Here is a 22,790-nt window from a genome sequence, read left to right as displayed (position 1 = left end):
CGATGATCTCCTCGATCTTCATCGACCGCCCGCGGCTCGCCGTGGTGGCGGCCATCGTCGTGACGCTGGCCGGCCTCCTGGCGATGTCCCAGATTCCGGTCGCCCAGTTCCCGCAGATCGTGCCGCCGGAGGTGCAGGTCAGCGCGACCTATCCGGGCGCCTCGGCGGAGGTGGTCGAGGCCGCCATCGCCCAGCCGCTGGAGGCCGCGGTCATCGGCGTCGACAAGATGATCTACATGAAGTCGATGAGCGGCAACGACGGCAGCTACAGCCTGACCGTGTCGTTCAAGCTCGGCAGCGACCCGGACATCGACACCGTCAACGTCAACAACCGCGTCCAGACGGCGCTCGCCCAACTGCCGCAGGAGGTGCGGCAGGAGGGCGTCACGGTGCAGAAGCAGGCCACCGCGATCCTGCAATACCTGATGCTCTACAGCGAGGACGGCAGCCAGGACCCGCTGTTCCTGACGAACTACGCCACCATCAGCGTGCTCGACGAACTGAGCCGCACGCCCGGCGTGGGCCAAGCGTCGCTGTTCGTGAACCAGCAATACTCGATGCGGATCTGGTTCGACGTCGATCGCCTCAACAACCTGAAGATGGCGCCGTCCGAGATCGTCAACGCCGTCAACGCGCAGAACGTGCAGGCCGCCGCCGGCCGGGTCGGGGCGCGCCCGGTCGGCAACGACCAGCAGTTCCAGTTCAACGTCCAGACCAAGGGCCGGCTCTCGACCGTGGAGGAGTTCGGCAACATCGTCGTGCGCGCCGACCCCGACGGCTCGGTGCTGCGGGTCAAGGACGTGGCCCGCGTCGAGATGGGCGCGCAGAATCTCGACGCCATCGCCCGGCTCAACGGCAAGCCCGCGGTCGCCATCGCGATCCAACTCGCGCCGGGCGCCAACGCGGTCCAGACCGCGGACGCGGTGGAGGCCACGCTGAAGCGGGTGAGCAAGCGCTTCCCGCCGGGGGTCAAGTCGAAGGTCGTCTACGACGCCACCACCTTCGTCGATCAGACCATCCACGAGGTGCTGCTGACCATCGCCGAGGCGTTCCTGCTCGTGGTGCTGGTCGTCTACCTGTTCCTCGGCAGCCTGCGGGCCGCGCTGATCCCGGCGCTCGCCGTCCCGGTCAGCCTGATCGGCACCTTCGCGGTGCTGCTGGCCTTGGGCTACTCCGCCAACACCATCTCGCTGCTCGCGATGGTGCTCGCCATCGGCATCGTCGTCGACGACGCCATCGTCGTGGTCGAGAACGTCGAGCGCGTGATGGAGGAGCGGCCCGAATTATCGGTCGCCGACGCCACCAAGCTCGCCATGCGCGAGGTCACCGGGCCGATCCTCGCCATCACCCTGGTGCTGCTCTCGGTGTTCGTGCCGCTCGCTGCCATCCCCGGCCTGTCCGGCGTGCTGTTTCGTCAATGCGCCGTCACCATCGGGGCCAGCATGGTGATCTCGGCGCTGGTGGCCCTCACCCTGTCGCCCGCGCTCTGCGCCGTGCTCCTGCGCCGCGGCGGCCACGCCCGCGGGCTCGCCGGCCTGACGCAAAGGGCGGTCGAGCGGACGCGGGCCCGCTATTCGGCGACGGTGGCCCGGCTCGTGCGGGTCAGCCTCGTCGGGCTCGTGCTGGTCGCGGCCTGCGGCGGCGGCATCTATGCGCTCGCGGCGCTGACGCCGAGCGGGTTCCTGCCCTCGGAAGATCAGGGCGCCTTCTTCGTCACGGTCCAACTGCCCGACGGCGCCTCGGTGGCGCGCACCGCCGAGACCGTGACGGCGCTGGAGAAGCAGATCCTGGCGATGCCGCAGGTGGCCGACACCTACTCGGTCATCGGCTATTCCTACCTCGACACGGTGAATGCCCCGAACATGGCGTTCATGCTGGTCCACCTGAAGCCGTTCTCGGAGCGGACCAGGCCGGAGGATTCGGCGCAAGCGCTGATCGCCCGGATCGGCCGAGACGCGCAGTCGATCCGCAGCGGCGAGGTGATCGCCTTCAACATGCCGCCGATCATCGGCCTCTCGACCAGCGGCGGCTTCGAATACGCGCTGGAGGCGATCGAGGGCCAGAGCCCGGACGAACTGGGCAGCGTCGCGCAAGGCCTGATGGCCGCCGCCAACGCCGATCCGCGGCTCGCGGACGTGTTCACCACCTACACCGCCGCCAACCCGTCGCTGTTCCTCGACATCGACCGCGACAAGGCCGCGGTGCTCGGCGTCAACCTCGGCGACGTGTTCGACACGCTCCAGGCGACGTTCGGCGGCACCTACATCAACAACTTCGACGTCTTCGGCCGCACGTGGCAGGTCAACATCGAGGCCGAGGCGGGCGACCGCGACAAGGTCTCGGACCTGTGGCAGGTCTACGTGAAGAACGCCAAGGGCGACGAGGTGCCGCTCCGCTCCTTCGCCTCCGCCCGCTTCGTCGGCGGTCCGCAGGTGCTGACGCGCACCAACAACTACCGCTCGATCCCGATCGAAGGCAGCCCCGCCGCGCGGGTCTCCTCGGGCACGGCGCTGAAGGCGATGGCGGCGGTCTCGGACGCGACCCTGCCCGACGGCTACGGCTTCGAGTGGACCGGCACCGCCTATCAGGAGACCAAGGCGCAGGGGCAGACCGGGCTGGTGCTCGGCCTGTCGCTGGTCTTCGCCTACCTGTTCCTCGTTGGGCTCTACGAAAGCTGGATGATCCCGGTGCCCGTGCTGCTCTCCGTCAGCGTCGGCGTGCTGGGCGCGCTCGGCGGCATCCTGGTCGCCGGGCTCTCGCTCGATCTCTACGCTCAGGTCGGGCTCGTGGTGCTGGTGGCGCTGGCGGCCAAGAACGGCATCCTCATCGTCGAGTTCGCCCGCAAGCAGCGCGCGGACGGCCATTCGATCCGCGAGGCGGCGGTGGCCGGCGCCTCGGTGCGCTTCCGCGCCGTGGCGATGACCTCGATCGCCTTCATCCTCGGCCTCGTCCCCCTCGTCTTCGCCGAGGGCGCCGCCGAGATCAGCCGCCGCGCCATCGGCACCCCGATCTTCGCCGGCATGATCGCGGCCACGACCGTCGGGCTGTTCCTGATCCCGATGCTCTACGTCGTCTTCCAGAGCCTCGCCGAGCGCGGGTTCGGGCGGCGGAGTGCCGCCGCCGAGCCGCCGCGCGCGGCCGGGTAGGCGGCCCGAGCGGTCCTGCGGTGATCGCCCGGCGGCGGAGACCGCCGAGAACGCGGAGGAATGGGGATGGTCCCCGACCTCGACAGCCGGCACCCATCCACCTGAAGTTGATACAACTTTCGATACTCCCAGACTCGAGACCGTTGTTGTCGCGTGTCGGGAGAAACTGCCTCCTACCCGAACAATGAAAGGTTGTGATTCCCTCCCATCTGTAAATTCATCTAGAGTATATTTTATCCTCAAAAAATCTCCATAGGTCAATTTCAAGTTGATTTTTACCACTCCCACGTGCATTCATGTGGGACAGCGAAGCGATTCGCTGTCTTCATGGGAGAAAACGATGGCAAACCATCCGGAATTCGATCCGCAATCGATCGATCAGGCACTGGAAGCGGCGCGTCGGCATGCACAAGACAGGATGCCGAAAGCAACCAACAATCAAACGCCTCTGGACGACGGTTCGCTGAAGGTTGCGGCCCAGTGTATCAGCGTCACCGTCCAGAATGGGCAGGTGTGCCTCAACCTTCCACTCGGCATCGGAAGCGTCTGCCTTCCGGTTCCGTCATGGATTCCCAACGGCACCGCCGCTCAGGCCTGCATCGACATCTGCACGAAATGGGGCATCCCGTGCGGGGTCGAGGTGACGGTTTCCGTGGCGGGTCAGCGCATCGTTCAGAAGAACTTCGGCTGTAGCTGCTGACCGTTCGAGCGGCGGCGCCAGCAAGGCGCGCCGCCCCGCGCATCGGCGAGCGCGTCGTCCTCGATCCCGGATTCGGGACGGTGCGCTCGATCTGTCCGCGTCGGCCTCATCACATGAGCTGGTGCTCACTCTTCCCCCGGCCCGCAGAAAAGCCTTCCCGCATCCCGGAACAAAGCCGGACACCGCGATCTTCCCGCATCGAAGACGGAGGGACGATCCATGCTCAAAGGTGGCCTGCTCTGGTTGATCGGCATTCCGCTGCCGATCATTCTGCTGCTGTGGTTCTTCGGCGTCTTCCACTGATCGGGCGGGCGCCGCAGGATCACCTTTGCGGATACGGTCGGCCCGTCGCTCAGGCGCGGGCCGTCCTGCTGGCAAGCGCGACGAGGCAGAGCCCGCTCACCGCCAGCGGCGCCATCATCAAAAAGGTCGCGCCGCTGCCGAGCGCGCCGTAGACCGCCCCGCAGGCGAGCGTCGCCAGCGCCGAGACCAGGGCGGTCGAGGCCCCGACCGTGCCTTGCGCCCGGCCCCGCGCCCCGTCGGGGGCGAAGGCCGAGACCGCGTTCATCGCGCCCAGATGCGTCGCCCCGAAGGTGAGGGCGTGCAGCATCTGCAGCGGCACGAGCAGGGCGAGATTCCCTTCCGCGAAACTCAGGCCCACAGCCCGCAAAGCCGCGGCGATGCCGCCGAGCGCCAGCAGGCGGAACGGTCTGCGCCAGCGCGCGGGCAGCCGAGCGAGCCCGGCGAACAGCGCGATCTCGGCGGCGACGCCGATGGCCCAGAGCGCGCCGATCCACGGCGCCGAGACGCCGTGCGCGGCCCAGCTCAAACTGCCGAAGGCGTAGATCGCCGCGTGGCTCGCCTGGATCAGCGCCGCCGCGCCGATGGTGAGCCACAGCCTCCGCGGCAGGCGAGGGGGCGGGCCCGCCACCGCGGCCCGCGGCTCGCGCGGGGCGGCGCGCTCGCCCGTCGCGAGCGCCACGGTCGCGGCGATGAGCGCGAGGCCGGTGAGCAGCAGCGGCACCGCCACCTGCCCGCCGAGCGCCCCGAGCAGGGCCCCGCCCGCGAGGTTGGCGAGCAGGAAGGCGACCGAACCGAACATCCGGATGCGGGCGTAGTCGATTTTTTTGGGGGCGCGTCGGGCGGCGGCGAGCGTCAGGTAGTCGATGCTCGGCACGAGCGGCGCCTGCGCGGCGGCGTTGAGGACGACGAGCAGTCCGAGCAAAGTCACGGCCCATCCCGCCGCCGCCGGCATCAGGGCGTAGGTGAGAGCCAACATCAGGCTGCCCACCGCCAGCAGCGTGCGCGGGGCGACGCCGCGGTCGATCAGGCCGGTGAGCGGGCGCGTCGCCACGATCTTGGTGGCGATGGGGAGTGCCAGCAGCAGGCCGATCACCCCCGGATCGAGCCCGAGCGCGCCGAGCCAGACCGGCATGAACGGCATCGCCACGCCGATCTCGACGAAGACGACCGCGTAGAGCAGGCCGAGCCGAAGAGGATCGGGTTCGGTCGCGGGGGAGGGTGAGGACAAGGGCCGCCGGTCCCGTCGTGATGCGCGTCCGAGGGGGAGGGCAGGGGTTAGCGTAAGCAGCCGTTAAACGACACCTGTCAAGGTCATGCCTGTCCGTCAAACGTCGCGGGCCTGCGGCTGTCGCGGGCGCCCGTGTCCTTGCGGGGTGTGATGTCGAGTTCGCGTTCCCTGACGCCCCATGATGCGTCGCAGTACGACCTGATCGAGGCTGCCGTCCGGGAGACCGAGCGCGGCCGCTGGTTTCTGGAGGAGTACGCGCGGCGCAACCGCAACGCCGACACCGACGTGCTGCTCGGGGCGATCCACCGGCTCGAATCGGCGGTGACGGGCGAGCGGGGCGGCGGCGAGGATGTGGTCCGCTTCCGCGGCGACCTAATGGACATGGCCGACGCCATCGCCCGCACCCGGGCGGAGGTGGCCGCGCTCACCGCCCCCGACCACGGCGAGAGCCGCCTGACGGTGGCCTCGGAAGCGCTCGATTCCATCGTGCGCGCCACCGAGCGGGCGACCTCGGACATTCTCGGCGCGGCGGAAGCCGTGCAGGAGGCTGCATGGACGCTGCGCGAGACCGGCGCCGACGGCGCGCTCTGCGACGACCTCGACCGCCACGCCACGGGAATCTACACCGCCTGCTCGTTCCAGGATCTGACGGCGCAGCGCACGAGCCGCATCGTGCATACGCTGCGCTACCTGGAAGACCGGATCGCCTCGATGATCGGCATCTGGGGACCGGAGGAGGGCGTGCCGGACCTCGATGCCGAGGCCCGCATCCGCCGCGACACCGCCGCGACCCTCAACGCCGCCCTCGACCAGACCGACGTCGATCGCTTCCTCGACATGGAAAGCCCGGCGGCCCCCGTGGCGCCGACGCGCCCGCCGCTCTCGGCGGTGGCGCTGCACGACGATCTGGCCTTCGTGCCCGCCGACTCGTTCGACGGGGAGGGGGAGGGCGCCGCGCCGGAGATGGCCGTGGCTCCGGCGGACATCGCGGCCGATCTTGCCGCCGACTTTGCCGCCGAGGCGGTGGCCGACATCGACACCGAGGCCCTGGCCCAGGTGGCTGTTGCGGAAAACGCCGTCGCCGAACCGCAGACGCCCGAGCCCGCCCCGGATGCGGCCGAAGCCGCCGCCGATCGCGCGGTGGCCGCCCTGGCCGAAGCGCTGCTGGCGCAGGACGTCGAAGAGGACGAACCGACCGAGGACGCGATCACCGCGGACGAAGCCGTGGCGGAGGCCGCCCTCGGCGACCTGTTCGACCCGCCCGCCGACACCGCTCAGCCGGCCGCCGAGGCGGCGCCCACCGCCGCCGAAAAAGCCTCCGCGCCGGCCCCGGCGGAAGTGGACGACCTCGCCGCCGCCTTCCTCGACCTCGACGAACTCAGCATCGAGGAGAAGATCGCGCTGTTCGCGTGAGGGCAGGGGCCTGTGACGGCCCTGCACCGGCACGGTCAGAGATGGTGTTCATTCACGATACGCCGTCATTCCGGGGCCGCGCAGCGGAACCCGGAATCCACCCGTAATGCGGGATACACGGCTTGAAGCGAGCCGTCGCGGCCAGTCGTGGATTCCGGGTTCGCCTACGGCGCCCCGGAATGACGGCCGTGGATTGCCGGGGCAGGGCGCTGGCCTGCCCCAACCTGCGTCGGAAACCCCACCGCGACGCGGATGACGGTTCCCGGATGCGCCGCGGCGGGGTAAGCGCACGGGCGCCCTGCCCGCCTTTCCTCATCCCGTCACCGACCCGGCCATGGCCCTGCATCTCCTGAAGCTGTGCGTCGGCCCCGCCTCGATCGGGGAATTGGAGGCGCGGATCGCCGGGCACCGCGAGGTGGCCCTGAGCGTCGGCGCCGACCCGCGCCCGTCCCACGTCACCCGCATGGTGCCGAAGCGCGCCGCGTCCATCGCCGGGCAGGGCTCGATCTACTGGGTGATGAAGGGCGCGCTGAGCTGCCGCCAGCCGATCCTGGCGATCGAGCCGTTCACCGGCACCGACGGCATCGACCGCTGCCGCCTCGTCCTCGATCCCGCGGTGACGCCGGTCGCCCCCCGCCCCTGCCGCCCGTTCCAGGGCTGGCGCTACCTGGAACCCGCCGACGCCCCGCCCGACCTCGATCGCCTGAGCGCGGGCGACATCGCCGAGATGCCGGAGAGCCTGCGGCGGGAATTGGTGGCGCTCGGGTTGATCTGAGCGCCGCCGACCGGCGCGTCTCCCACCCATCCCCCTCATCCTGAGGTGCCCGCGTCAGCGGGCCTCGAAGGAGGGCTCCAGCTCGCGCGCGATCCCTGGAGCCCTCCTTCGAGGCTCCGCTTCGCTCCGCACCTCAGGATGAGGGGGGGGTTGTGGGAGCACTGTGATCCGAAACGAAGAAGGGGGCCGCGAGGCCCCCTTCCCATCGTCTCGACGGCGCCCTCGCCTCACATCTCGTCGAACCGGCCGCTGGCATGCGCCAGCATGGTGTAGACCTTGCCGGTCTCGGAGGTGAGGTAGGCGTCGGCGCGGCGGGTGTCGCGGTCGTTCTTGGTGACCTCGCCGAGCAGGCGCTCGAACTCGCCGACGTAGCGGTCCACCGTGCGGCGGAAGTCGGCGTCGGCGCGGTAGCGGCGCTGGATCTGCTCGAAGGTCTGGCGACCCTGCGCCGTGTAGAGGCGACCGTCGAACAGGTCGGACTCGCCGCGGCGGTAGCGCTGCCAGAACTCGACCGAGGCCTGATGATCGACCATCCGGGCGATGTCGGTCGAGATCGCGTCGAGCGAGACCCGCTCCGCCGGGGCCTCGGGCACGGGCGTGGCGGCCTGGGCCGGAGCGGGAGCCGGGGCGGCGCCCTCCTCGTCGTCGATCGAGGCGCGGGTCAGCAGGTCGGACAGCCAGCCGCGGTTGTCGCGGGTGCCGGGCTTGCCCTGAACCGGCGCCTGCGCGGCGGGCCGCGCGGGCGTCGGGGCCGGGGCCGCCTGCGGACGAGCCGGGGCCTGCGCGGCGGGGGTGCGAACCGGCTGCGGGGCAGGGGCCTGCGGGGCGGCGGCACGCCCCTGCGCCGCGGCGCGGGGTTGGGCGACATCGACGGAGCGGTTCGAGCGGGCCACCAGGGCGGAAAGCTCGTTGAGCGCGTCGATCTGCTCGGCCACGACGCGGCGCATCTCGCTCGTCGCGTCCTGGGTCTCGCGGGGGAGTTCGAGCACGCCGCGCTGGAGGTCGGCGCGGGTGGCGTCGAGCTCGCGACGGATCTCGGCGGCCATCTCGCTCATCCGCACGACCGAGGCGCCGAAGCTGTCGGAGGCGGCCGAGAAGCTCTCCATCATCCGGGCGGAGGCCGATTCGATCGCCTCGCGCACGGCGCCCGCGGTGCGGGTGCTCTCCTCGCCGGCGCCCGTGCGCAGACGCTCGAAGTCGCCCGCCACCGCCGCGCCCGCGGTCTTGGCCGCCTGGGACAGGCTGTCGCCGAGTTCCTTTGCGCGGGTTTCGGCGGTGCGCAGCGTCTCCTCGACCACGCCGCCGAAGCGGCCGGTGCGGGCCTCGATGTCGCGGGTGCGCTCCTCGATACGGGCGAGCGCCGCCTCGACCGCGGCTTGGCGGGCCGCAAGGCTCTCGGCGAGGCGCGCCTCGACCGCTTCCAGTTCCGAGGCCGCGCCGGCGAGCGCCGAGACCTGGGCGCCGGTGCGCTCGGCGAGCGCCGTGCCGCGGGCCTCAAAGGTCTCGGCGAGGGAGGCCGCCTGCTGCAGCGCCCCCTGCGAGACTTCGCGGAGCGCCACGACCTGGGCCGAGACCCGCTCGGCACCGCGGCCGGTCTCCGCGGCGATCCGGTCGAGGGCCGACTGGATCTGCTCGACGCGGGCGCCGAGGCCCTGCTCGACCGCCCCGAGGTTCTGGCTCGCGCCGTCCACGAGGTCCTTGAGGCCGGCATTGGCGCGCTCGATCCGGGCGACGACGGCGCCCGCACCCTCGCGCACCCGCTCGTCGGCCTCGGCGAGCGCGGCGACGGAGGAGGCCGCGCCCTGGTCCAGCGCCGCGCGGAGCGCATCGGCCGACTGGTGCGTCAGCATGGTCAATGCCTCGGTGCGCTCGCGCAGGGTCTCGGCAAGCGGGGCGCCCTTCTCGGCGATGAGCCGATCCAGCGCCTCCTCGCGCTCGGCGAGGGCGGCGGCGAGCGCGGCGGCCGGGCCGTCGATCAGGCGGGTCAGCGCCGCGTTGCGCTGGTCCAGCACCGTGCCCAAAGCCTCGGCATGGGCCTGCGCCAAGGCGGCGTGGCGCTTGGCACGCTCGTCGAGCGCCGCGACCATGCGGCCGGTGCCGGTCTCGACCAGCGCGGCGAAGGCCTGATGCCGCTCGGTGAGATCGGCGGTGAGGCTCGCCTGACGCTCGGCGCGCTCGTCCAACGTCGCGGCGAGGCGGGCGGTACCATCCGCGACCAAGGCGGTGAAGGCGTCACGGCTCCGCGTGAGGGCGGCGTCGAGAGCCGCCTGACGCTGGGCGCGCTCGTCCAGAGCCGCGACCATGCGCCCGGTCCCGGTCTCGATCAGTGCCGCGAAGGCCTGCTCGCGCTCTGTGAGGGCGGCGTCGAGACCCGCATGGCGCTCGGCGCGCTCGTCGAGCGCCGCGGCGATCCGGGCGGTGCCGGCCTCGATCGCGGTGGCCTGACGCTGCGCGCGCTCGTCCAGAACCGAGACCATCCGGCCGGCCCCGCTCTCCACCACGGAGGCCAGGGCCTGCTGACGCTCGGTGAGCGCCGTGTCGAGTCCGGCCTTGCGCTCGTCGAGCGCTGCGGCGATCCGGCCGGCAGCATCCTCGACCAGGGCGGCCAGCGCCTGCTGGCGCTCGGTGAGCGTGGCGCCGAGGCCGGCGAGGCGCTCGTCCAGCGCCGAGGCGATGCGGCCGGCGCCGCTCTCCATCAGGGCGGCGAAGGCGTCGTGGCGCTCGCGCAGGCCGGCCTCGATCGCGGTCTGCTGCTTGGCGCGCTCGTCCAAAGTCGCGACCATCCGGGCGGTGCCGCCGTCCACCATGGCGGCGTAGGCGTCCTGGCGCTCGTCGAAGGCTTCGGCCAGGGCGTCGGCGCGGGTCGCCACCACGGTGGCGAAGGCGCGCAGCCGCGCGTCGATGCGGGCGGTGAAGGCGGCGCTGCGCTCGTCCACCGAGCGGCCGAGCAGGTCGGCCTGTCCGGCGACGAGCTGGGCGAAGGCGGCGGAGCGGCCCTCGACCACGCCGTCGAGGCTCTTCATGCGCTCGTCGAAGATCGCGATCATCGCTTTCGCCTGGGCGTCGAGGCGGCCGGTCAGCGCCGTCGAGCGGTCGTCCACCAGGGTGTCGAGGGTGGCGTGGATCTCGTCGAACAGGGCGCGCAGCTCCTGCGCCCGCGTATCGACGGTGCGGGCGATCTGGAGGCCGCGGCCGTCCACGAGGTCGCCCAGCACGCCGAGGCGCTGGTCGAACAGCGCGGCGATGCCCTGCGTGCGGGCGTCGACCTCGCCCGCGGCGCGGGTCAGGCCGCCCTCCAGCGTGGTGACGAGGGCGTTGGCACGCTCGGCCAGGGTGTCGTGCAGCGGCAGGATGCGGCCCTGCATGTCGGCGTCGAGGCGGCCGGCGTGGCCGTCGAGCAGCGCCCGGATCTCGTTGGTGCGGCTGTCGAGCAGATCCTGGACCGTGCGGGCGCGCTCGTCGAGCGTCTGGCGGAAGGCGGCGAGCCCGGTGTCGAGGCCGCCGCGCAGGCCGGCTTCGCCGCCTTCGACGAGGCCGCGCAGTTCGGTGGTGCGGCTGTCGAGCAGCGAGCGGATCTCGCCCGCGCGGCCGTCGAGCACGTCCTGCACCTCGCGGGTGCGCTCGTCGAGGGCTTGGCGCAGGGTGGCGAGCGCGGCATCGAAGCCGCCGCGGATGCCGGATTCGCTGCCTTCCACGAGGTCGCGCAGCGTCAGGGTGCGGCTGTCGAGCAGGGAGCGGATGTCGCCCGAGCGGCCGTCGAGAATGTCGCGAACCTCGCGGGTGCGCTCGTCGAGCGTACCGGCAAGGCCGGTCAGGCCCGTTTCGAAGGTCGAGCGCAGGCCCGCCTCCCCGCCCTCGACGAGGCCGCGCAGCTCGGTGGTGCGGCTGTCGAGCAGCGCGCGGATTTCACCCGTGCGACCGTCGAGGACGTCCTGCACCGCGTGGGCGCGCTCGTCCAGCGTCGCCCGCAGGCCGGTGAGACCCTGGTCGAACCGGCCGCGCACGGCCTCGGCGCCGTCGGTCATGAGGCCGCGCAGCTCCTCGCCGCGCCCGTCGAGGAGCGCACGAATCTCGTCGCGATGGGCATCGAGCGCGGCGCGCAGGCGCCCGCCGCCGTCACCGAGCAGGCCGTCGGTCTGGGCGACGAGGTCGCGCAGACCGGCGAGCAGAGTCGTGCCGCGCCGGTCGAGCAACTCGCCGAGCGAGGTGCCGCCCTGGTCGAGCGCCGAGCCGATCTCGGCGAGGCGCTGGCCGAGGCCATCCGCGACGGCGCGGCCGCGGCTTTCGAGGTCGTCGGCGACCGAGCCGCCGCGCTCGTCGAACAGCCGGGACAGGCTCTCGGCGCGCTCGTCGAACAGGCGCTCGATCGCCGCGATCTGGCCGGTCAGCGCGTCGCTGGCGCCGCCGCTGCGGGTCTCCATCAGGCCGACCAGCTCGCGGATGCGGCGGGTCAGCGCCTCGTCCACCTCGCGGGTGCGGGTCTCGATCAGGCGCACGGCCTCCAGGGCCTGGACGCCGAAATTCTCGTCGAGCTGGCGGGTGCGCTCGTCGAGGGTGGCCGACAGCGTGCCGAGGCGGGCGAGCACGCCGGTGTCGAGGCGGCCGGCGCCCTCGTCGAGGCGGCGCACGACGTCGCCCGCGGCGCGGTCGAGGTTCTGCGCGAGGTCGGCGACGCGGCGGTCGAGGGCGTCGCCCAGCGAGCGGTCGCCCTCCGACAGGGTGCGGGCGATCTCGACGGTGCGCAGCACCAAAGCCTCGTTGAGGGCGGTGGCCCGCGCGCCGAGGCGGTCATCGACCTGACCCGCGAGCGAGGCGAAGGTCTCGCCGATCTCGGCGGTCCGGCGGGCGGAGCTGGCCTCGATCTCGGCGATGCGGGCCGCGACCGTCTCGGCGACGGAGTGCTCGCGGTCGGTCAACGCCGTCACCAGCGACTGGCCCTGTACCGTGATCGCGTGGTCGATCCGCGACAGGCGGCCATCGACCGCCTCGCCGAGCGCACGGGCGCCGCCGTCGATCCGCTCGGCGAGGATGTCGCCGCGGGCGATGATGTCGTGGAGAGCGGCCAGCCGATTGCCGAGCACGTCTTCCACGGCCTTGGCGCGGCCCTCGGCGGTCTCGGCGAAGGCGGCGTGGCTGCGGTTGAGCGCGTCGCCGACGCGGGCGGCATGCTCGGTGATGGCGAGCACGATCTCGCGGCCGGCCCCCTCCAGCTTGGCGCGGGCGTCGTCCGAATGCGTGCCGATGAGGCCGACGGCGCCGCGACCGTGGTCACTGAGCGCCCCTTCCAGCTCGCCGAGGCGGGCCGAGAGGTCGGCCCCGACGCCTTGCGCCGTGCGGGCCATCTCGCCGGAGACGGACTCGCCGCGGGCCGCGACTTCCTCACCGATACGGGTCAGGGCCTCGCGGAGCGCCAGCAGCGCGGTCTCGGTGCGGCCGGTCACGTCGCCGCCGACCTGATCGGCGGTGCGGGCCAGCGCGGCGGTGGCCTCCTGGCTGCGGGCCGACAGTTCATCGCCGAGGTGGGCAATGGTCTCGCGCAGGGTGCGGAGCGAATCCTCGGTCCGGCCGCCGACCTCGCTGCCGGCCTGCTCGGCGGTGCGGGCGAGGGCAGTGGTGGCCTCGTTGCTCCGCGCCGTCAGTTCCTCACCGAGGCGGGCGATGGCCTCGCGGAGCGTTTGGAGCGAGCCCTCGGCGCGGTGGCCGATCTCGGCCCCGACCTGCTCGGCGGCGCGGACGAGCGCGCCGCTCGCCGCGTCGCCACGGGCGGCGATCTCGGCCGAAACCCGGTCGAGGAGATCGCGCAGTTCCTGGGCCGCGCGCTCGGCGCGGTCACCGAAGGCGCCGCCGGCCTGGGTCGCCGTGAGGGCGAGCGTGCCGGTGGCCTCGGCGCCGCGGGCGGCGATCTCCTGGGTCACCTGATGCAGCAGGCCGCGCAGCTCGTCGGCCGCGCGCTCGGTGCGGGCCGCGATCTCGCCACCGGCCTGACCGGCCACGAGGGAGAGCGAGCCGGTGGCCTCCTGGCTGCGGACGGACAGCTCGTCGCCGGCCCGGTGCAGGGCGTCGCGCAGGGTCTGGAGCGATTGATCGGTGCGGCTGGCGATCTCGCCGCCGGCATGGCCCGCGGCGAGCGCGAGCGCGCCGGTCGCCTCGGTGCTGCGAGCGGAGAGCTCGTCGGAGACGCGGGCGAGCGCGTCGCGCAGGGACTGGACGGCGGCGTCAGTACGGGCGGAGAGCTCGGAGCCGACGCCGTCGGCGGCGCCGCGGAAGCCCGCGACCACGTCGGTGGAGTGGGCGGCGACCGATCCGGCGGCCTCGTCGGCGGCGCGGCGCAGAGCCTCGCCGGCCTCGCTAAGGCGGGCGACCATCTCGTCGGCGCGGGCGCGGGCGGCGCCCGCGGTCTCGTCGGAGGCGCGGGCGATCCGCTCGGCGGACTCGACTGAGCCGGCTGCGAGCAGCGCGGCGGCGGCGGCGGCGGCCTCGCGCAGGCGGTTCTCGACCTCGCCGACGCTGGCGGTCAGCGCCAGAGCGGTCTCCTCCGCCCCGCGGCGGATGGCTTCGCCCGCGCCGCCGGAGCGGGCGGTGAAGTCGGCGCCGAGGCGCTCGACGCTCTCGCGCAGGGTGGCGGCGGTGCGGTCCGCGCTCGCCACGAAGCCCTGGCCCAGGCCGGCCAGGGCCTGCTCGACCTGGGCGACGGCCTCGGACGCGCGCCCGCTCATCAGACCGGCGACGCGCTCGGCCGTGCCGTCGAGGCCGGAGGCGAGGGCGGTGCCGCGCACCGCAATGGTCTCGTCGAGGCGGTCGGCGACGGCCTCGATCCGGCCGGCGAGTTCGCCGCCGCGGCCGTCCACGCCCTCGGCGGCCTTCGCCGCCGCGGCGACGAGTTCGTCGCGCACCCGCTCGGCGCGGGCGGAGAAATCCTGGGCGACGCTGCCGGCGGCGATGGCCAGCGCGGCCTGGGCGTCGCGGCCGCGGCTGTCGATCAGCTCCGACACGCCGGTGCCGGCGGTCTCGATCTCGGCGCGGAGCACCGCGCCGCGGGCGGAAATGTCCTCGGCGATGCCGGTGCCGGTGGCGGCGAATTGCTGGCGCAGGCCCTCGCCGGTCTCGGCGAAGCGGGCCGTGATGGTGCCGCCGGTCTCGGCGAAGCGGTCGGTCAGCTCGGTGCCGCGGGAGAGGAAGGTCTCCTCCAGGCCCTTGGCCGAGCGCTCGAAGGTCTCGCGCACGGCGCCGCCTTGTTGGTCGAGCGCCGCGATCAGGGTCGTGCCGGTTTGGGCCAGGGATTGCGCCACCGCGCCGGCATTGTCGGCCAGCGTGCGGGTGAGCGCGCCGCCGGTGCGCTCGAAGGCCTGGGTGACCTCGTCGGCGCGCTGCTGCAGCGTGGCGGTGAGGTCGGTGCCGATCGTCTCCAGGCTGCCGCGCACGCCCGCGCTGGTCGCCTCGATCTGGCGCACGAGGTCGTCGCCGCGGGTCGAGACGTTGCCGACCACCCGGTCGCCGACCTCGATCAGCGCCGTGGTGATGGCACCGCTGCGGGAATCGAGCGCGCCGGTGACGCGCTCGCCCGCGCCGGTGATCGCCGCGACGATGCGCTCGGCCGCGCCGTCGAGTTCGGAGGACAGGTTCTCATGGGAGCCGGCGATGGCGCCACGCACCCGGTCGGCGTTGGCCACGATCGACTCGCGCTGCGCGATCAGCTCGTCGACGAGCGTCCGGATGCGGATCTCGTTGTCCGAATAGGCCCGCTCCAGGGTCGAAATCTCGCCGCGCACCAGGGTTTCGAGTTCGCCGGCCCGCGCCAGCGCCCGCTCGACGCCGTCGCCGACGGCGGCGACCTCGCGGCGCACGGTCTGCGACATGGTCAGCACGGCATCCGTCGAGAAGCTCTCGGGCTCGGCGAGGCGGATGGCGACCTCGCCGACCGCGCGGGCGACGAGGCGCATCTCGTGGGCGCGCACCGCCAGCATCGCGGTGATGAGGAACAGCACGATCGGACCGGCGATGGCGGTGGCCACCACCGCGGCCTGGAGGGCGGTGAGCCCGGTGATGAAGGCCTTCAGGTCGCCGCCGGACTGGTTCCAGGCGAGCGCGACGAGGCCGTTGAGCCACAGGAACGAGGCGATGCCGGCGAACACGTAGGGCTTGCGCGACGGGCGCACCCGAAGCGTCTGCTGCAGGATGCCGATGTTCTGACGGTCGTCGTTGGCGACCAGCGAGCGGTCGGGCGGCAGAAGGCCGCCCTCGCGGCGGGAGCGGCGCTCGGGCGGCAGATCGCCGACGTTGTCGAGGTCGAGGTTGGGCATGCGCCGCCCGTTGGCCTCGGCCAGCGGATCGGAGAGGGGATCGTTGTCGCCGACATCGGGCAGGCGCGGCTCGACGCGGGCGGCGTCGCCCGCGGCCGGGATGTCCAGATTCAAAGCCTGCTCGATCGCGGAGAGGGCAGCCTCCGCCGGATCTTTCAGCTTCTTGTCGGTGGCCATGCAAAACGCCTCGTTACGCATCGCCGTCCGGCCGCGAGACACCCGGAGGCGATCTCAGCAGCGAAGACGGATTTACCCGTTTGACCGGGGCACCTTAGTCCTGCGGGTCGCGCCTCGGATAGGCGAACCCGGCGGAGCCCCCATAAAACCTTAACGGAATGGTTACCAAGCCGGGGCCTGGCAGGGGGTGTCCGCTTCGAACTCTGACGCGCCGCGGGTTAAACCGGTACGCCCCGCGGGGGCCTGCGCTGTGGATAGGCACGAGCCGCCCACAGGGGATAGGCCGCAGGGTGAAGAGACCCGCCCGACAAGACCGTGACGAGACGGCGCGAGACAACATCATATGAGTGAGCTTCCCCTGATCGACCGCGCGCACCTGACCGCGCAGACCTTCGGCGACGGCGACCTCGCCGACGAGGTGCTGGGCCTGTTCGTCGAGCAGGGCCGCCGGCTGACGCCGCTGATCGCCGCGGTAGACCGGCCGGCCGCGGAGCGGGCCGACTTCGCCCACACCCTGAAGGGCGCGGCGCTCGGCGTCGGCGCCGCGCGGGTGGCCGCCGTCAGCGCCGCGGTCGAGGCCGACCTTCGCGCGGGCGAGGCGGCGCCCGATCTCCCGGCACTGGAGGCCGCGGTCTCGGCCACGCTGGCGCATATCGAAGAAGACGGCGCCGGCCCCGGCACCTGAAGCCGCCGGGCGCGTTTCACGCGGGCCCGCGCGTCGATCTCTCGGCTTGCATTCTGGCGCAGCGGCCCTCAAGCAATCGCCATCCGTCGGAACGCGCGCGGCGCGCGAAAGACGCCCCTGGAGCTAGGCATGCCCAAGATCACCTTCGTCGATCACGCCGGTACGGCCCGCACGATCGACGGCGAGGTCGGTTCGACCGTGATGGAGACGGCGATCCGCAACAACGTGCCCGGCATCGACGCCGAGTGCGGCGGGGCCTGCGCCTGCGCCACCTGCCACGTCTACGTCGACGCGGAATGGGCCGAGAAGGTCGGCCCGGCCGAGCCGATGGAGCAGGACATGCTCGACTTCGCCTCCGACGTGCGCGCCACCTCGCGCCTCTCCTGCCAGATCCGCGTGAGCCCCGAACTCGACGGCCTCAAGGTCACGACCCCGGCCCGCCAAGGGTAAGCGACTTCGTAAGAGGTTTCGAAAGGACCAGTCCTTTCGCGGGTCCGGGGCAGAGCCCTGGTTTGTAGGGAAACCGGGGCTCTGCCCCGGTGCCCCGCCAAAGGACTCGTCCTTTGGGAACCTCGACTTAGCGCAGGAGCGACCGCATCGCTCCGTCGAGGCCTTCCAGCGTCAGCGGGAACATGCGGTCGGACATCAGGCGTCGCATCATGCCGATCGATTGGGTGTAGGCCCAGCTCTCCGGCGGCACGGGGTTGAGCCAGACCGCCTTGGCGAAGTGGTCGAGCACGCGCTGCATCCAGACCGCGCCCGCCTCCTCGTTCCAGTGCTCGACCGAGCCGCCCGGATGGGTGATCTCGTAAGGGCTCATGGAGGCGTCGCCCACGAACACCACGCGATAGTCCGAGGAATAGGTGCGGATCACGTCGAAGAGCGGGATGCGTTCCTCGTGGCGGCGCCGGTTCTGCGTCCACACCGCCTCGTAGGGGCAGTTGTGGAAGTAGAAGTGGGCGAAGTGCTTGAACTCGGAGCGGGCGGCGGAAAACAGCTCCTCGGCCAGCTCCACGTGCCAGTCCATCGAGCCGCCGACATCGAGGAACAGCAGCACCTTCACGGCGTTGCGCCGCTCCGGCCGCAGCTTCACGTCGATGAAGCCCTGGCGGGCGCTCTCGCGGATCGTGCCGTCGAGGTCGAGTTCGTCCGCCGCCCCCGTGCGGGCGAAGCGGCGCAGGCGACGCAACGCCACCCGCATGGAGCGGGTGCCGAGTTCGCGGGTGTCGTCGAGGTCCTTGAACTCGCGCTTGTCCCACACCTTCACCGCGCGGAAGTTGCGGTTGCCGTCCTGGCCGATGCGGATGCCCTCCGGATTGTAGCCGTAGGCGCCGAAGGGGGAGGTGCCCCCGGTGCCGATCCATTTCGAGCCGCCCTGATGGCGCTCCCGCTGCTCGGCGAGGCGCTGCTTCAGGGTCTCGAACAGCTTGTCCCAGCCGAGCGCCTTCAGCTCGGCCTTCTCCGCGTCGGTGAGGTACTTTTCCGCGAGCTTGCGCAGCCATTCCTCGGGGATCGCCGCGGGCTCCACCGCCTCGCCCAAGGTCTCCAGCCCCTTGAACACCGTGGCGAAAACGCGGTCGAACCGGTCGAGATGGGCCTCGTCCTTCACCAGCACGGTGCGGGCGAGGAAGTAGAATTCCTCGACGCGCTTCTCGGGCAGGTCCCGCTCCATCGCCTGGAGCAGGGTGAGGTATTCGCGCAAGCTGACCGGGACGCGGGCCTCGCGCAGGCTCGTGAAGAAGGAGAGCAGCATCGGGGCAGAACGCCCGAGGCGGGCCTGCGGGTCAAGCCGGAAGCCTCCTGTGGAGGACGGCGGATTCCGGTGGATATCGGCCCTGCGCGTCTTCGCGCGCGGCACACAACCGTCATCCGCCTCATTGAAGCTGCGTCGGATCATGCGGTGCGCGTCCGTGACTTGACGACAGGATGAAGGCGATGCCCGTGGTCTTGCGCTCCCTGAGCGACTTCAAAAAGTTCCTGCGCAAGCCCGGGGCGACGCTCCGCATCGTCCAGAACACCTTCGTCGAGCGGCAGGACGCGGCCTCGCGGGAGGCCTACCGCCGCAAGGGCTTGTACGAGCCGCGGACGGTGCGGGCGCTGTCGAAGCGCGCGGCGGTGTTCGACGTGGCCGGCCACGACGCCACGGTGTGGCTCTACTGGGACCGCGGCACGCGCCACTGGCGCTTCTCCGGCGACACCGTGACGGTGCCGCTCCACGCCGCCTTGGGTCCGCCGGACGCCGTGGTCTACCGCTGCAGCCTGCCCGAGCCGGAGCCGAAGCATCGCCCGTCATCGCGCCCCGCGCCGCGCCCAGCCCCGAGCGGACCGACGGTGCAGACCTCGTTCGGCTTCTGATCCGACTGCTACGGCCCCGCAGCTTACGAATATCGACAATCCTCCGCACGAGCCGCGCTTCGACCGGTTCTCGTGGACCTGAGCGCGTCACGCCTCTGTGAAGCCCCCGAATCAACCGGTCAGCCACCCCGTCTCGACCGGGCCTCAGCTTGCCCAGATCACCATGAACGGCGCGAAAGGAGCCGTGCGGAGGGCCAGATCGCTCGAATGACGGCGCTGCACCACACGATTTCTCGATTTTGGTAGTCACTTCCTGGGAAAACCCCCTGAAACCCACTTGAACTATGCGGCAATCCTTATACTTCGAAGATCGTGGGGCAAATTAGGAATTGCAGCATGTCGGAAGCCAGTCAGGTGTCTCAGCTCGATCGTGTCGAACTCGCCGCGGATCTCGTCTCGGCCTATGTCTCGAACAACTCTCTCCCGTCGGCCGAGCTTCCGGCCCTGATCACGCAGGTGCATGCCGCCCTGACCAGCCTGTCGGCGCCGCAGGCCCCGCAGGAAGAAGAAATCGAGAAGGCCTCGTCCGCCCAGATCAAGAAGTCGATCACGCCGGACGCGCTGATCTCCTTCATCGACGGCAAGCCGTACAAGACGCTCAAGCGCCACCTAACCACGCACGGCCTCGACATCGAGGGCTACCGCCGCCGCTACGGCCTGCCGGCCGATTACCCGACGGTCTCGGCGAACTACTCGGCGGCCCGCTCGGCGCTCGCCAAGGATCTCGGCCTCGGCCAGCAGCGCCGCAAGCCCGCGCCCAAGACCGCTGCTGCCGACGAAGCCGTCTCCGAGACGCCCGTCCCGCGCAAGGCCGCGGGCGAGGGCCGCAAGACCGGCGGTCGCCGCAAGGCCGCGGCCTGACGCGCCGCCAGAGGCTCCCGCCCGCTGGTCTCCGCTTCGGATGCCGTAGCGCGGCGGGAATCTCGTGAGGGACGAAGGCACCGTCCGCGGCTCGGCGGGCAGACGACGCCGGATTTGGGCGCGCGGGCGTGAAGTCCCTGCGCGCTTCGCGAGATTGTCCTCTACGACGCGAAGACGAAGAAATCGGCGGCCGCGATCGCGGCCTTGTTGTCGAGGATGGCGAACTGTACCGCCGCCTTCGATCCGCTGCCGTCGGCGTCGTAGAAAAGGGCGCCCATCGCCTTGTCGTAGAGGATGCGGTCGTCGGCATCGACCTTGGCATCCACCGCGCTCAGATCCTTGAAGGCGGAGGACGCGAGTGCTCCGCCAGAGAGCGCGGTGAAGATGGCCTTGGACAACTGGATCGTGTCGTCGGCAGCCGAGTAGTCTGTGATCCGATCGACGTTCCCCGTGCCGAGCGCCGTCGAGAACACGAAGGTGTCCGCCACCTTGCCACTGCCGCCGGTCAGCGTGTCGTTGCCGCCCCGGCCGTCGATGACGTTGCTCGACGCATTGCCCGCGATGATTTGGCCGAGCGCGTTGCCGGTCAGATCGACGGCCCCTACGAGCGTATCGGCCTTGAACCGCTCGATCGACTGGCCGGCCGTGAGTTCGTAGGAGACGGTCGCGATCACCGTGTCGGTGCCGCCGCCCGAGACTTCGATCACGCGGTCGTCCTTGTTCTGGACGACGTAGCTGTCGTTGCCAGCAAGCCCCTTCAGAACGTTGACGCCGAGGTTGCCGGTCAGCGTGTTCGCTTCCTCGTCGCCGGTCGCGTCGAGGGCGAGACCGCCGAGCAGGGTGGCGTTCTCGATGCTGAAGTATTTCGCGAGGTCGAGCGAGACCGTCGCGGCCTTGATCGTGTCGGAGCCTTGACCGGCGCGCTCGCGGATCGCGAGCGGCGTACCGTCGACGATGTAGATGTCGTTGCCGGTGCCGCCTGTGACGATGCCGTCGACGCGGCCGCCGCGGTTGTCGAACGTGTCGTCTCCGCCGGACAGAAACACATCCCCGATGATATGGCCGCCACGGTTGTCGCAGACGTCTGCCGTATCGGACAATTGCACGTCACCGTTGATCGTACCTGCGTTTTTTACGACGTTCTCTCCCACCGATTTGAGACCACAGGTGATATTCCCTTCGATTTTTCCGGTATTTTTTATAATCGCCGTCCCGAACTTATCACCTGGGCTCGATGAAGTTACGAAAATTTCGCCGATACAAGTCCCGTAATTATTTATAATGAAACTAAAGCCGTTGACATAACCCCAAATCTGGCCGCTCATGGAGCCGGAATTATTGATAGCTCCACCATTTGAAAACTGAGCAGAGTAGCCTCCGTTGATATGACCACTGTTGTTTAGCGTGCCGAATGGCCCGGTGAATTTGACGGCGACAATATCGCTGGAAATCTCTCCTCCTGTCGAATTGTTGAGATAGCAGTTGGCTCCGTTGAACAGGACTCCGTCGCTCGCCTGCTGCGCGATCACGTGGCCGTAATTATAAAGCCGCGCGAATCTCAGAAGACCGCCATTGACAGCAGCACTGTCGGAACCGCTGGACGCCAGAAAAACGACCACGTCCTGCTTGATGATGATCGATTCGGGAGAAGAGTTGTATTTTACAGCATGTTCTTTGTTGGTTGCGTAGACATCTTCGCTGATAACGGCCATGGGTCATCCCCGCAATTCGGAACAGCCGGACGGCCGCACGTACGATTCGCGACGATATCGAATGACGAACCTCGGCGCCATACATGAGACGTGTATACGCGGCGGCTCACAGGAGTCCGAAGTTCCCGAAGCCTGGATAGAATCGATGCAGGACTTGCCGGTCCGGTACGATTCCGGCGCGACATCGGTTGGGCGGAACGGACGTCTGGAGCGCCGCTTCAGGCGTCCGGCATCGCCGACTGGATGAGCCGGTCGGAGGACAGATCCTCCTCGTCGTAGCCGAGCAACTCGGCCAGGCGCCCGCGGGCGCGGCTGACGCGGCTCTTCACCGTGCCGACCTTGCAGCCCATGATGGTGGCGGCCTCCTCGTAGGAGACGCCCTCGGCGCCGACCAGCACCAGCGCCTCGCGCTGGTCCGGCGGCAGCTTGGCGAGCGCGGTCTGGAGGTCTTCCACGTCGAGCCGGTCGCCCTGGTGCGGGGCGGTGGCGAGGCGGGCGGCGTAGGAGCCGTCCTGATCCTCGACCTCGCGCACGCGCTTGCGGTGGTCCGAGTAGAAGATGTTGCGCAGGATCGTGAAGAGCCATGCGTTGAGGTTGGTGCCCGGCTGGAACCGGGCGCGGTGCTGCCAGCCCTTCAGCAGGGTGTCCTGCACGAGGTCGTCGGAGCGGGCCGGGTTCGAGGTCAGCGACAGGGCGAACGCGCGCAAGCTCGGCACCGCGGCGAGCAGGCCGTTGCGGAACTCCGGATCGACCCGCTCGCCCTGCGCCTTGAGGGCGGCTTCGAGCTTGCCGATCAGGTCGGAGAAGCGGGTCGGCGTGTCCTCGCCCGCGCCCAGCGTCTCGTAGACGGTGCGCAGGTGGTCGCCGAGATGCGTGCGGATGGAATCGGAGAGCTTGGGCCGGCCGTCGGTCATCGCGGGGCGATCCAGGGTGGCGTCGGTGTCGTTGTGCATCGGGCTCTGGCGATCACTGAAACGGCGAGAGTCTCGGGCGGCGGTCGCAGGTCCGAGCGTGGCTTAACATAGTTGTAGCGCATCGGACGCTCCGGCGCACCCTGCAGTGGCCGAATACGGCCGCGCTTGCGCAGTCTGGGGCGTGGAAGCCACACCCTTTCAAAAGATGGTCCCGGGGAAGC

The 22,790-nt window shown here is 70.7% G+C and carries 13 protein-coding genes; 8 read left to right on the top strand and 5 right to left on the bottom strand.

What is annotated here, in order from left to right:
* Positions 1-2 precede the first annotated feature (2 nt).
* Both ASG52_RS01125 and ASG52_RS26805 read left to right on the top strand, forming a co-directional pair.
* A complete protein-coding gene (locus tag ASG52_RS01125; RefSeq protein ID WP_056237828.1) occupies positions 3-3,146 on the top strand; it encodes an efflux RND transporter permease subunit in 3,144 nt (1,047 codons plus the stop codon).
* 340 nt (positions 3,147-3,486) lie between these two features.
* Entirely contained in the window at positions 3,487-3,846 is a 360-nt protein-coding gene (locus ASG52_RS26805; protein WP_156383743.1) for a hypothetical protein, read from the top strand.
* A gap of 352 nt (positions 3,847-4,198) precedes the next feature.
* Here ASG52_RS26805 and ASG52_RS01120 read toward each other — a convergent pair whose 3' ends face one another.
* Complete coding sequence (locus ASG52_RS01120; RefSeq protein WP_056237825.1) at positions 4,199-5,377, bottom strand: MFS transporter; 1,179 nt, start codon at positions 5,375-5,377, stop codon at positions 4,199-4,201.
* A gap of 150 nt (positions 5,378-5,527) precedes the next feature.
* Here ASG52_RS01120 and ASG52_RS01115 point away from each other — a divergent pair, with 150 nt between their 5' ends.
* Positions 5,528-6,790 carry a hypothetical protein gene (locus ASG52_RS01115; RefSeq protein ID WP_056237823.1) on the top strand — a complete coding sequence of 421 codons (1,263 nt, stop codon included), beginning with the start codon at positions 5,528-5,530 and terminating at the stop codon, positions 6,788-6,790.
* Between the two features lie 334 nt (positions 6,791-7,124).
* Positions 7,125-7,565 carry a DUF1489 family protein gene (locus ASG52_RS01110; RefSeq protein WP_056237820.1) on the top strand — a complete coding sequence of 147 codons (441 nt, stop codon included), beginning with the start codon at positions 7,125-7,127 and terminating at the stop codon, positions 7,563-7,565.
* Positions 7,566-7,792: 227 nt separating this feature from the next.
* Here ASG52_RS01110 and ASG52_RS01105 read toward each other — a convergent pair whose 3' ends face one another.
* On the bottom strand, positions 7,793-16,042 hold the full coding sequence (locus ASG52_RS01105; protein ID WP_056237819.1) for an apolipoprotein A-IV repeat region-like domain-containing protein: 8,250 nt from the start codon (positions 16,040-16,042) through the stop codon (positions 7,793-7,795).
* A gap of 343 nt (positions 16,043-16,385) precedes the next feature.
* On the opposite strand from ASG52_RS01105, the gene ASG52_RS01100 reads away from it, so the two are divergent.
* Both ASG52_RS01100 and ASG52_RS01095 read left to right on the top strand, forming a co-directional pair.
* Positions 16,386-16,727: an Hpt domain-containing protein gene (locus tag ASG52_RS01100; protein WP_056237816.1), complete on the top strand. Its 342-nt coding sequence runs from the start codon at positions 16,386-16,388 to the stop codon at positions 16,725-16,727.
* Positions 16,728-16,856: 129 nt separating this feature from the next.
* A complete protein-coding gene (locus tag ASG52_RS01095; RefSeq protein WP_056237814.1) occupies positions 16,857-17,177 on the top strand; it encodes a 2Fe-2S iron-sulfur cluster-binding protein in 321 nt (106 codons plus the stop codon).
* A 127-nt stretch (positions 17,178-17,304) separates the two neighbouring features.
* Here ASG52_RS01095 and ASG52_RS01090 read toward each other — a convergent pair whose 3' ends face one another.
* On the bottom strand, positions 17,305-18,480 hold the full coding sequence (locus ASG52_RS01090; protein WP_056237811.1) for a vWA domain-containing protein: 1,176 nt from the start codon (positions 18,478-18,480) through the stop codon (positions 17,305-17,307).
* 182 nt (positions 18,481-18,662) lie between these two features.
* Between ASG52_RS01090 and ASG52_RS01085 the strand changes: the two genes are divergently transcribed.
* Together ASG52_RS01085 and ASG52_RS01080 are read left to right on the top strand one after the other, a co-directional pair.
* Positions 18,663-19,082 carry a hypothetical protein gene (locus ASG52_RS01085; RefSeq protein ID WP_056238359.1) on the top strand — a complete coding sequence of 140 codons (420 nt, stop codon included), beginning with the start codon at positions 18,663-18,665 and terminating at the stop codon, positions 19,080-19,082.
* A 336-nt stretch (positions 19,083-19,418) separates the two neighbouring features.
* Positions 19,419-19,943: a Ros/MucR family transcriptional regulator gene (locus ASG52_RS01080; RefSeq protein ID WP_056237806.1), complete on the top strand. Its 525-nt coding sequence runs from the start codon at positions 19,419-19,421 to the stop codon at positions 19,941-19,943.
* Between the two features lie 161 nt (positions 19,944-20,104).
* Here ASG52_RS01080 and ASG52_RS26800 read toward each other — a convergent pair whose 3' ends face one another.
* Both ASG52_RS26800 and ASG52_RS01070 read right to left on the bottom strand, forming a co-directional pair.
* Positions 20,105-21,655 (bottom strand): calcium-binding protein, encoded by a 1,551-nt coding sequence (locus tag ASG52_RS26800; RefSeq protein ID WP_156383742.1) that lies wholly within the window; start codon positions 21,653-21,655, stop codon positions 20,105-20,107.
* A 218-nt stretch (positions 21,656-21,873) separates the two neighbouring features.
* A complete protein-coding gene (locus ASG52_RS01070) occupies positions 21,874-22,608 on the bottom strand; it encodes a sigma-70 family RNA polymerase sigma factor (RefSeq protein WP_056237801.1) in 735 nt (244 codons plus the stop codon).
* Positions 22,609-22,790 lie beyond the last annotated feature (182 nt).

The sequence above is a fragment of the Methylobacterium sp. Leaf456 genome (genome assembly GCF_001425465.1).
GTDB lineage: Bacteria > Pseudomonadota > Alphaproteobacteria > Rhizobiales > Beijerinckiaceae > Methylobacterium.
Note: the sequence above shows the minus strand (reverse complement) of the source record. Positions and strands in the feature narration are given on the sequence as shown.

Coding starts and splice junctions, on each gene's coding strand:
- ASG52_RS01125 (WP_056237828.1), top strand. CDS start 3: ATGATCTCCTCGATCTTCATCGACCGCCCGCGGCTCGCCGTGGTGGCG.
- ASG52_RS26805 (WP_156383743.1), top strand. CDS start 3,487: ATGGCAAACCATCCGGAATTCGATCCGCAATCGATCGATCAGGCACTG.
- ASG52_RS01115 (WP_056237823.1), top strand. CDS start 5,528: ATGTCGAGTTCGCGTTCCCTGACGCCCCATGATGCGTCGCAGTACGAC.
- ASG52_RS01110 (WP_056237820.1), top strand. CDS start 7,125: ATGGCCCTGCATCTCCTGAAGCTGTGCGTCGGCCCCGCCTCGATCGGG.
- ASG52_RS01105 (WP_056237819.1), bottom strand. CDS start 16,042: ATGGCCACCGACAAGAAGCTGAAAGATCCGGCGGAGGCTGCCCTCTCC.
- ASG52_RS01100 (WP_056237816.1), top strand. CDS start 16,386: ATGAGTGAGCTTCCCCTGATCGACCGCGCGCACCTGACCGCGCAGACC.
- ASG52_RS01095 (WP_056237814.1), top strand. CDS start 16,857: ATGCCCAAGATCACCTTCGTCGATCACGCCGGTACGGCCCGCACGATC.
- ASG52_RS01090 (WP_056237811.1), bottom strand. CDS start 18,480: ATGCTGCTCTCCTTCTTCACGAGCCTGCGCGAGGCCCGCGTCCCGGTC.
- ASG52_RS01085 (WP_056238359.1), top strand. CDS start 18,663: ATGCCCGTGGTCTTGCGCTCCCTGAGCGACTTCAAAAAGTTCCTGCGC.
- ASG52_RS01080 (WP_056237806.1), top strand. CDS start 19,419: ATGTCGGAAGCCAGTCAGGTGTCTCAGCTCGATCGTGTCGAACTCGCC.
- ASG52_RS26800 (WP_156383742.1), bottom strand. CDS start 21,655: ATGGCCGTTATCAGCGAAGATGTCTACGCAACCAACAAAGAACATGCT.
- ASG52_RS01070 (WP_056237801.1), bottom strand. CDS start 22,608: ATGCACAACGACACCGACGCCACCCTGGATCGCCCCGCGATGACCGAC.